This window comes from Pseudoalteromonas sp. 20-MNA-CIBAN-0454, assembly GCF_040308685.1.
Classification (GTDB): Bacteria; Pseudomonadota; Gammaproteobacteria; order Enterobacterales; family Alteromonadaceae; genus Pseudoalteromonas; species Pseudoalteromonas nigrifaciens.
In genome coordinates this window covers 43,911-54,269 of record NZ_JBEOOB010000006.1, presented here as the reverse complement: position 1 = coordinate 54,269, position 10,359 = coordinate 43,911, and the positions used below count along the sequence as shown (strand labels likewise).

The following is a 10,359-nucleotide window of genomic DNA, read 5'->3' as shown; positions in this document are numbered from 1 at the left end:
TCACCCCTTGGTGTCGCTTGGGTATAGCAAGTTATATTTTTTCAGATAGCCACGTAATTGATGATACGTCAAACCCAGTACTTCTGCAGTTTTCTTTTGATTAAATTGGCTATGCTCTAAAGCTTTGTTAATCATTAAAATTTCAAAGTCGTTAGAGAGTTTTTTTAAGTTACATGGAAACTCAGTATTAATAGGCGCTGCACTTGGTAGTGCTTGAGCAACCGGCGCTGCGGCAACCGCTGGCTCAGGAGTATTAATGTTATTATTAACAAAAGCAGTAGGCTTTACTCGTGGTTTTGGCCTAAAACGGCTTTCAAATGGGTCTAAAATAATCTGATGAACGGGGATCTGTTCACTCCCATGGCGATACAAACTGCGCTCAACCACATTTTTTAGCTCTCGAATATTACCAGGCCAATCATAACTAAGCAGTGTTTCTGTGGCACTACGGGTAAAACCGCTAAACAATTGCCACTCTAAATCGCGCGCCATATTCATTGCAAACTGCTCTGCAAGTAGCATTATATCGCCTTGGCGTTCACGCAGTGGGGGAAGGGTTATTACATCAAAAGCCAGGCGGTCGAGCAAATCGCTTCTAAACTCACCTTGCTGTGCTAAATAAGGTAAATCTTCGTTAGTAGCGCACACTAAACGCGTATCTACTTTTATTGTTTGTTTACCGCCTACACGCTCAAATTCACCGTACTCTATTACGCGTAGCAGTTTTTCTTGTACCATTTCGGAGGTGTTTGCTAGCTCATCTAAAAATAAAGTACCGCTGTTTGCACGTTCAAAGCGGCCTTCGTGACGTTTACTAGCGCCAGTAAAAGCACCACTTTCATGGCCAAATAATTCACTTTCGAGCAGGTTTTCGTTAAGCGCCGCACAGTTGAGCTTTACATAGTTTTGATCCCAACGTTTAGATAAAAAGTGTAAACGCGCTGCAATTAACTCTTTACCTGTGCCACGCTCACCAATAATAAGCACTGGTTTATCTAGGTTAGCTAACTGCGATACCTGATCAAGTACCGATAAAAAGCTATCAGATTGGCCGAGTAAGTTATCTTGTTGGCGATATTGGCTCATATTTCCTAACTCTTAGTCATTTTTACTAACAGTTAGTGTATTTCATAATGGGGGATAACTAAAGTAATTTGTAATTTGAGTTTAACTCTATGAATAAGTTATGTATTTTAACTTTTATAAAGTTGGCAAGCATATTGATACAGTTATAGCAGACAAACTAAGTTTAAATTATAGAGGTAAATGTTATGGGAATTTTTTCACGTTTTGCAGACATTGTTAATTCTAATATCAATGCCATTTTAGATAAAGCAGAAGACCCAGAAAAAATGGTTCGTCTGATTATTCAAGAAATGGAAGACACCTTGGTAGAGGTTCGCTCTACGTCAGCTAAAACACTCGCTGAGCGAAAAGAATTAGTACGTCGCGTTGATACACTTAAAGCGCAAATGAATGATTGGCAAGACAAAGCTGAACTAGCGCTAAGCAAAGATCGTGACGATTTAGCACGTGCCGCTTTACTCGAAAAGCAAAAGTCAGCTGAAGCTGTAGCCTCAGTCGAGGGTGAACTTGAGCATGTAGGCTCACACATCGAAAAGTTACAACAAGAAGTAACCACGCTACAAGAAAAGCTAGCAGATGCTAAAGCTCGTCAAAAAGCGATTATATTACGTCAGCGTTCGGCTGAGTCGCGCCTTGAAGTTAAAAAAGCACTTGATAGCTCAAAGGTAGAAGATGCACTTAATCGTTTTGAGCGTTACGAAACTAAAATAGATGGACTAGAATCTCAAATAGAGTCGTACGATTTAGGCAAAAAAACCTTAGCAGATGAAATTGCCGAACTGCAAAAAAACGAAAAAGTAGACGATGAGTTAGCTGAGCTTAAAAAGAAGCTAGCAGATAAGTAACGTATAGCTAACGCATACCAATAATAATATAAGGGGCCCATGTGCCCCTACTTAAAACACTAATACGGATAGTCAGGAGAGGGTTATGTTTGATCCAGAAATACTCGTAGCACCATTTATTTTATTTATGATTTTTGTAGCGCCATTGTGGTTAATATTGCACTACCGTAGCAAAAAACAAGTAAGCCAAGGGTTAAGTGAACACGAGCATCGCCAGTTATTAGAGCTTGCTCAAAAAGCCGAAAAAATGGCAGACCGAGTTGAAACACTCGAAGCATTACTTGATCAAGAGTCGCCACAGTGGAGGCGTAAAGTATGAGTACCAAACGTGAATTATTAAGAGATCCGCAGCGCGGAAAAATAGCCGGCGTATGCGCTGGGCTAAGCGATTATTTTAATATGGAATTATGGTTAGTTCGTATTATATTTGTTAGTGCGGTATTACTAACTGGCGGCCCTTTATTTGTGGTAGCGTATATTGCAGCCTGGTTTATTTTAGATAAAAAAGAACCCACTAGCGCCTATAAAACAAATTCAACTAACTATGGCGATCCGCTAGAAGTGAAATTTAAAGTATGGCAAAAAGGCGAGCCACCGCGCCGCGCATTGCAAGACTTAAAAGAGCGTTTAACACGCGTAGATACGCGCCTACAAAATATAGAACGCTATGTTACTTCTACTGAATTTACGGTGAGCCGTGAAATTAACAAACTTTAAAGGATTTAATAGCACGGCAACTACACATTAAACAGTAAGTGAAGTGCTAAGTGCTAAACCATTATGAGTCGTACTTCATTTGCAAAAAAGACCTTTACCAGTATTAAAGGCAAAGCACAAAAAGCATTGCATCGCAGCTTAGATCAGCATGTAAAACTGGCTGTAACAGGTTTGAGTGGCAGCGGCAAAACAGCGTTTATTACCGCATTAGTTAAACACTTAACAAGCCAAGCCAGTGATAAAAACCTGCCTTTTTTTGATGTAATGCGCGAGCGCCGTCACATTGCCACTAAAGTAGTGCCGCAAGAGGCGCTTAAAGTGCCCACATTTAATTATACTCGAGCATTAAATGCGTTACTCCCCAGTGACGGCGAGCCAACATGGCCGCCTTCAACCGAGCGCATAAATACGCTGCGTTTAGCTATTAAGTATCAAAGTAACGCTGGGCTGCGTGGCCATTTTTCACCGCAATCAACACTTTATTTAGATATTATTGACTACCCCGGCGAGTGGTTGCTTGATTTACCTATGCTGGAGCAAAGTTATGCACAGTGGTGCGAGCTGCAATATCCGCTATTAACGCAGCATTTGCGGGTGCATACCTCAAGTGAGTTTTTAACAGCCGTTGAGCAACTCGACCTAAATGCGCCGGTAGATGAAAGCGCACTTGCGCATATTGCACAGCTTTATCAAAGCATGTTGGTAGGGCTTAAAAAAGACACTAAATTAGCTATGCTGCAACCTGGGCGCATGTTAATGCCAGGCGATTTACAAGGCGCGCCATTGCTATTGTTTTTTCCAGTATCGGGTGAGATAAATAGTAATAACCTAGTTGCAGGCTCTAACTTAGCGCATTTAATTAAACGCTTTAACGCCTACGTTAAAGAAGTTGTAAAGCCTTTTTATAACGAACACTTTCGCCATTTTGATCGCCAAATAGTGTTAGTGGATGTGCTTAGTGCCTTAAACGAAGGGCATGCAACCTTGCAAGAGCAAAGTAGTGTTATTAATCAGTTATTGGCGCACTTTAGTTATGGTGAATCGGGCTTTTTTAAACGCTTATTTAAACCTAATATAGATAAAATATTATTTGCCGCTAATAAATCAGATCATATAACCGCTAAGCATCATAAAGATTTAGCACTATTACTTGACTCATTAGTGCACGAGCAAAGTAATCATTTAAAGTTTGATGGTGTGCAAATAGAAACCATGGCTATGTCGTCAATTACCGCAACACAGCCGCGCCAAGTAACCGACAAAGGCCAAACGCTAGACTGCATTTATGGCAAGCCACTTAACGAGCCTGATTGGCTAACCTACTTACCGCCACAGCCGCCTAATAGAATGCTTAATAAAAGTGAATGGCCAGCGCAAGGGTTTGAGTTTTTATCGTTTTCGCCAATGCCAAGCCCAGATAAGCAGTTAAAACATATTCGATTAGATCATGTGATGCAGTACCTGTTAGGAGACAAGTTAGCATGAGTGAATCAAACCAAGAGTTTCAAGCAGGACGTCGTATAAATACCCAGAGTATGGAGCAAAACGAACCTGAATTGGCGCCTGCAAAAATAATTGAACATGGACAAAGTGATTACCAAGAAGATAATGACGAAGCGCTAGAGCCAGAAATTGACCTAGCGCCAGTATATAAAAAGTCAAAATGGCAAACGCTCAAAGGCATTTTTGTTGTTAGTTTTATAGTGCTGGTGTTGTTAGAGTTCGCTTTTTCATTGGTACTGGCTTTTCAACAGTCGATTATTTTAGGCAGTATATATTTAACCGCTGTAGTGAGTGGGGTGTTGCTAATCGGGCGCTTATTATGGCGCGAATACCGAATGCTGCGCAGTTTAAAACGTAACCAGTTACATCGCCATGAAGCCGACAGGCTGTTAAATAGCGAGCAAGTAGGCGGCGCATTACCTTGGCTTGAAAAACTAAATAAACATCAGCAACTTGATAACTTTGAAACTTTTAAAAATCAAGTGGCAACGCATCACAGCGATAAAGAAATAATGACGCTGTACGCCAATAGTTTATTAATAACGCAAGATACCCAAGCTAAAAAGCTAATTAATCGCTTTGCAACTGAATCGGCGTTACTAGTTGCGCTTAGCCCGCTGGCGCTGGTGGATATGATGGCTGTGCTGTGGCGTGGTACTAAGTTAATAGAGCAAATAGGAAAAATTTACGGGATTGGTTTTGGTTACGCAAGTCGCATAAAACTGTATCGCATGCTAATAAAGCAAGTAATGTTTGTGGGCAGTGCCGAGCTTATTTCTGATTTAGCTGCAACCGCGCTAAGCGCCGAGTTATTAGGTAAGCTTTCAGGGCGAGCAGCACAGGGCTTAAGTGCCGGTATATTTACCGCGCGCATTGGCTACAAAGCAATGGAACTAAGCCGCCCATTACCTCGGCTTGAAAATAAACGCAATTTATTAAAAAGTACGGTACAAAATATTGCTAGTAAAATTATTAGCCGTAAAAAGCCCGAGACAACGGAATAAGCAGTATTAAGAAATACTTGGCAATATTTATGTACAGCTAAAAGTATAAATATTGCACAAGTAGCCATCTGAGCATCCGGGATGCTTGTGCTTTGAATGCCCATACGTTTTGATTGAAGGCTAATACCCAATAACAATCAAAATAAGAGAGTATTCAATGAGCAAGCATCATATAAACACCCAATGTATTCACGGCCCGCAAAAAGCAAACGACCCTCACGGCGCACTCACTTCTCCTTTGTATCAAACCTCAACTTTTCATTTTGAAAATGCAGCGCAAGGTGCAGCACGTTTTGCTGGCGATGAGCCGGGCTATATTTATACCCGCCTAGGCAACCCAACTACTACCGAGCTTGAACAAAAAGTAGCGCAATTAGAGGGCTGTGAAGCGGCTGCAGCAACGGCAACTGGTATGGGGGCGGTATCGGCCTCAGTACTTAGCTTTTTATCGCAAGGGGATCATTTAATTGCATCGAGTGCTTTATATGGGTGTACCTTTGCGTTTTTCTCGCACATGTTGCCGCGCTGGGGAATAGAAGTCACCTTTGTTGATATGACCAACGAGGATGAACTACGCGCTGCAATTAAACCCAATTCAAAAATGATATTTGTAGAAACGCCCATTAACCCCACTATGGCGGTTATCGATTTAGCATTAATTGGCGCCGTTGCAAAGCAGCACAACTTAATTAGCGTGGTCGACAACACCTTTTTAACGCCATTACTACAATCACCTAAGCAGTACGGTATCGATATTATAGTACACAGTGCTACCAAATATTTAAACGGCCATGGCGATGTGGTAGCGGGCATTGTATGTGGATCTATGGAGCATATAACGCTAATAAAAATGACGGTGCTTAAAGACATTGGCGCCACTATAAGCCCGCACGATGCTTGGCTTATTAATAGAGGTTTAAAAACCCTCGCCATAAGAATTGAGCGCCACTGTATCAGCGCACAAACAATTGCCGAATACTTAGAAGCGCACCCACAAGTAAGTAAAGTTTACTATCCTGGGCTTAAATCGCACCCTGGATATAAATTTATTGGCAAACAAATGAAAGCGGCAGGCGGTGTTATTGCTTTTGAGCTAAAAGGTAGTTTGCAGCAGGGGGCACAATTCATTGATAGTATGCGGCTTTGTACAATTGCCGTAAGTTTAGGCGACGCTGAAACACTTATTCAACATCCAGCCTCTATGACCCATTCACCTTACACACCAGAGGAAAGACTCGCTGCAGGTATTAGCGATGGATTAATTAGGCTTTCGGTTGGACTTGAAGATGTTAACGATATTATTACTGATCTTCATCAGGCATTTACTCAAATAAATTAGAGTGTATTTAATTGTGTACGATATTTTGCATCTTTAAAGCTTGTAATTGCTAGGTTGTTTTAAATTATTTACTTGCGTGTAATTTTAAGTGTACAAGATGGCTGATCGTGGCTAATACAGATGTAGCCCAAGCTATTAAACTTTTGTTCACTTTTGCATAGTATGGCTGCAATCGGTATCCAAGTTACTTGGGTATCACCCTGACACCGGTTTCGGGTTAATCCCAAAGAAGGTACTAATGGCTAAAGCAAGTAAATACACCTCCAAAACACCAGATGAAAATGGCGTTATACATTGGAGCGATGAAGAAAATAAAATTTGGTCTGAGCTCGTAGCGCGCCAACTTGCGTGCATTGAAGGCAAAGCCTGTAACGAATATATGGAAGGTTTAAAAAAAATAAACCTGCCACACGATCGTATTCCGCAACTTAGTGAGCTAAACGAAGTACTGCTAGCCACTACCGGTTGGCAAGTAGCGCCAGTGCCGGCACTTATCGACTTTGATGAGTTTTTTCGGTTACTGGCCAATAAGCAATTTCCGGTGGCGACTTTTATTCGTAGCCGGGATGAGTTTGATTACCTACAAGAACCCGATGTGTTTCATGAAATATTTGGTCACTGCGCTATGCTTACTAACCCTGATTTTGCAGAGTTTACGCATAAATACGGAAAACTTGGCTACGCGGCAGAGAAAAAAGATCGTGTATACCTAGCGCGCATGTACTGGTTTACCGTTGAATTTGGTTTAATGCAAACCGATAATGGTTTGCGTATATACGGCGGTGGTATTTTATCAAGCCCAGGAGAAACCCAGTACGTATACTCAAGCACGCCAGAAATTACGCCAATGAGTGTATTAGATGTGCTGCGTACCCCGTACCGAATTGATATTATGCAACCGCAGTACTACACCATAAATTCGATTCATGATCTGTTTGATATATCGCAAATGGATATAATGGCTTTGGTTGAACAAGCAAAAGAACTTGGCTTGCACGACCCAAAATTTTCACCAAAAGAAAAATTAGCTAGTTAACTTTAATATAAAAAGTAACGCTAAAGATAAGGATTTAAAATGTCTTCATTAAGTGCACAAAAATGCGAAGCCTGTCATGCCGATGCGCCAAAAGTATCAGACGAAGAGCTAGCGCAATTAATTACCAAAATCCCTGATTGGGTACCTGAAGTACGCGATGGCATTATGCAGCTTGAGCGTGTTTACAAATTTAAAAACTTTAAACAAGCTATTGCGTTTACTAACAAAGTAGGCGACATGGCTGAAGACGAAGGCCATCACCCAGGTTTATTAACCGAGTGGGGCAAAGTAACAGTTACTTGGTGGAGCCATTCAATTAAGGGACTACACAAAAACGATTTTATTTGCGCCGCTAAAACAGATGACGTATTTAACGCGCTGTAATACCAAACTAATTGAGCAAACCAACAAAGGCACTTATTTTTAAGTGCCTTTTTGCTTTTTAGGGAAAATAAAAGACCAAACACAGGGAGCTTAGGCTAGCAGGTGGATGTGGGTAGTGAGCAAATTAGGGTTGTTTTTAAGGCATAGAGCAAACGATAAACCTGGTTAGTGATAAAGCCAGCCTGGCTACGATCGCTTTGGATTATTTAGCCCTTAACTATGTGATGCAGATAAGGGCTAAATTGGGTTAGCGCAAATTATTTGTCGGTGTTTAGCATTTCGTCATGCTCAGTCATATCCCAAGGAAGCTCGCCTGGGCTGTTATCTAAAAAGTGCAAATAGTTTTCAAATTGGTCGAGAATATCTTTCACAATATCATCTTCGCTATAGCCAAAAATATCATACGACAAACCACCACGGCGCAAGTATACCTCTGCACGACAATACGTTTCAGTGTTATCTGTTTCAGGTTTTAGCTCAGAGTGAACAAAACTAGGCATTGCATGCTCTGTTAACCTTATGTCGTATACAAAGTCCATATGTTCATGGCGTAAAACAGTTAAGTGCGCGCGACATAAGTCGGCATCAAATACTACTTCAGCATGCCATTGTCGAGATTTTAATTCGGCTTGCACTTCTTTCATCGCTTTAGTCACTACTTGGTCAATAAAGTTATGTACTTTGCTTTTGTTTGGGTAGTCGATCATGGCTGCTAAACGGCGTTTCCAATGCGATAAATTTAAGTTTCTGCCGTTTAAAGTATGTGCTTGTAAACTGGTATCGCGATGCCCTTCAATTACAAGCGCACGCCATAGGCCAACAGTGGCAATTAGCATAATAATAGCAAAGGGTAATGCACTGGCTATTGTCATAGTTTGCAGTGCGCTGAGCCCGCCTGCCAGTAATAAAGCTGCAGCAACCGCACCTTCAAGAACCGCCCAAAATACCCGCTGCCATGCAGGAGTGTTTGCATTACCACCTGAAGCTAATGAATCAATAACGAGTGAGCCAGAGTCAGACGAGGTAACAAAGAAGGTGATAATTAAAAATACCGTTAATAGCGAAATAAAGAATGACCAAGGTAATACTTCAAATAATTGAAATAGCGCTACGGCATGGTTCGCTTGCACATCAGTAATTAAAGTGTCTAAGCCTTCATTCATGATTAAATTGAGAGCCGTATCACCAAATATCGAAAACCATAAAAATGTGAATATGGTGGGCACTAACATTACCCCAACAACAAATTGCCTGATGGTGCGACCGCGGCTAATTTTTGCGATAAACATACCCACAAAAGGTGCCCAGGCAATTGTCCAGCCAAATATAAATAAGGTCCAGTTACCTATCCAGTCGCTGCGACTATAAGCTTGCAAGTTAAAGGTACGCTCAACAATACCGCTTAAGTAACTGCCAGTATTTTGTAAAAAAGATTCTAAAATATGAATGCTAGGACCAATAAAAAATACAAACATCATTAAAGATATTGCCAAGGTCATATTCAAAATAGATAAACGCTTAACGCCTTTATCCATACCTGCTACCACAGAGATGGTTGCTGCTGCGGTTATAATGGCAATGGCTGATATTTGCACTGTGGTATTTATAGGAATGCTTGGCCATAAATAATGTAGGCCCGCATTTATTTGCGTTACCGATAACCCCAAGGTCGTGGCTATACCAAATAGAGTACCTAAAATAGCAAATATATCGACCGCGTGACCAATTGGGCCATAAATTCTATCGCCAATTAAAGGATATAACGCTGAGCGAATTGATAGGGGCAAACCATGACGAAAAGCAAAGTAGGCAAGTACTAAACCTACAATTCCGTATATTGCCCATATATGAAATCCCCAATGGAAAAATGCAATTTGCATTGCTTGTTTAGCAGCGTTAACTGTTTCTGCCGCACCCGAAGGTGGAGATGCATAATGCAATACAGGCTCAGCAACACCAAAGTAGAGCAGTGCAACACCGTAGCCTGCAGAAAATAACATAGCAAACCACTCTGCAAAGCTATATTGCGGCTCTGAGTGATCGGGCCCTAGTTTTATGTTTCCCCAACTAGAGGCGGCAACAGAGACTATAAATACTAAAAATATAGCGACAGATAACATATAAAACCAGCCAAAGGTTTCTGTTATCCAAGTAAGGGCGATACTGAATGCTTTACCAGCAAGTTCAGGGTTACTGCTCGTACCTATCACTAAAAGGAGAATGATGAATACGGCAGGCAAAAATACGGGGAGTAAAATAGTTGAGCGTAAAGCTTTTGTTGTCATATTAGTCCTTAATATTTATTGCTAACTTTAATGTATGCTTAACTACCTTATTATATTCTGGGTGTGCTTGGCTAATTTAATTACTTTTAGCTACTTCAAGTAAAGTAAACTGGTCTAAGCATTATTTATTCAAAGTACCTTTTTGCTTTTTTATTACATA

General features: G+C 41.0%; 10 protein-coding genes. 8 read left to right on the top strand and 2 right to left on the bottom strand.

The features are described from left to right. The gene (gene pspF, locus AAEZ22_RS04415) at positions 1 to 1,086 is read right to left on the bottom strand and encodes a phage shock protein operon transcriptional activator (RefSeq protein ID WP_309216310.1); all 1,086 of its coding nucleotides are present in this window, start codon (positions 1,084 to 1,086) and stop codon (positions 1 to 3) included. A gap of 185 nt (positions 1,087 to 1,271) precedes the next feature. Between pspF and pspA the strand changes: the two genes are divergently transcribed. From pspA to AAEZ22_RS04375, 8 genes are all read left to right on the top strand, one after another. Further along, complete coding sequence (pspA, locus tag AAEZ22_RS04410; RefSeq protein WP_041454499.1) at positions 1,272 to 1,931, top strand: phage shock protein PspA; 660 nt, start codon at positions 1,272 to 1,274, stop codon at positions 1,929 to 1,931. An 85-nt stretch (positions 1,932 to 2,016) separates the two neighbouring features. After that, positions 2,017 to 2,250 carry an envelope stress response membrane protein PspB gene (gene pspB, locus AAEZ22_RS04405; RefSeq protein WP_011328706.1) on the top strand — a complete coding sequence of 78 codons (234 nt, stop codon included), beginning with the start codon at positions 2,017 to 2,019 and terminating at the stop codon, positions 2,248 to 2,250. Further along, the gene (gene pspC / locus AAEZ22_RS04400; RefSeq protein ID WP_011328705.1) at positions 2,247 to 2,648 is read left to right on the top strand and encodes an envelope stress response membrane protein PspC; all 402 of its coding nucleotides are present in this window, start codon (positions 2,247 to 2,249) and stop codon (positions 2,646 to 2,648) included. Before pspB ends, pspC begins: the two co-directional genes overlap by 4 nt. A gap of 63 nt (positions 2,649 to 2,711) precedes the next feature. Continuing rightward, positions 2,712 to 4,133: a YcjX family GTP-binding protein gene (locus AAEZ22_RS04395; RefSeq protein WP_086997937.1), complete on the top strand. Its 1,422-nt coding sequence runs from the start codon at positions 2,712 to 2,714 to the stop codon at positions 4,131 to 4,133. Then, positions 4,130 to 5,155, top strand: a complete 1,026-nt coding sequence (locus AAEZ22_RS04390; protein ID WP_011328703.1) for a YcjF family protein — start codon at positions 4,130 to 4,132, stop codon at positions 5,153 to 5,155. The genes AAEZ22_RS04395 and AAEZ22_RS04390 overlap by 4 nt, the downstream gene beginning before the upstream one ends. Before the next feature lie 157 nt (positions 5,156 to 5,312). Further along, positions 5,313 to 6,494, top strand: a complete 1,182-nt coding sequence (gene megL, locus AAEZ22_RS04385; RefSeq protein WP_182677460.1) for a methionine gamma-lyase — start codon at positions 5,313 to 5,315, stop codon at positions 6,492 to 6,494. A 238-nt stretch (positions 6,495 to 6,732) separates the two neighbouring features. Beyond that, positions 6,733 to 7,530 (top strand): phenylalanine 4-monooxygenase, encoded by a 798-nt coding sequence (phhA, locus tag AAEZ22_RS04380; RefSeq protein ID WP_011328701.1) that lies wholly within the window; start codon positions 6,733 to 6,735, stop codon positions 7,528 to 7,530. 39 nt (positions 7,531 to 7,569) lie between these two features. Further along, complete coding sequence (locus AAEZ22_RS04375) at positions 7,570 to 7,914, top strand: 4a-hydroxytetrahydrobiopterin dehydratase (RefSeq protein ID WP_011328700.1); 345 nt, start codon at positions 7,570 to 7,572, stop codon at positions 7,912 to 7,914. Positions 7,915 to 8,171: 257 nt separating this feature from the next. Here the strand turns inward: AAEZ22_RS04375 and AAEZ22_RS04370 are convergent, their stop codons facing one another. Continuing rightward, entirely contained in the window at positions 8,172 to 10,199 is a 2,028-nt protein-coding gene (locus tag AAEZ22_RS04370) for a BCCT family transporter (protein WP_089368559.1), read from the bottom strand. Positions 10,200 to 10,359: the final 160 nt, after the last annotated feature.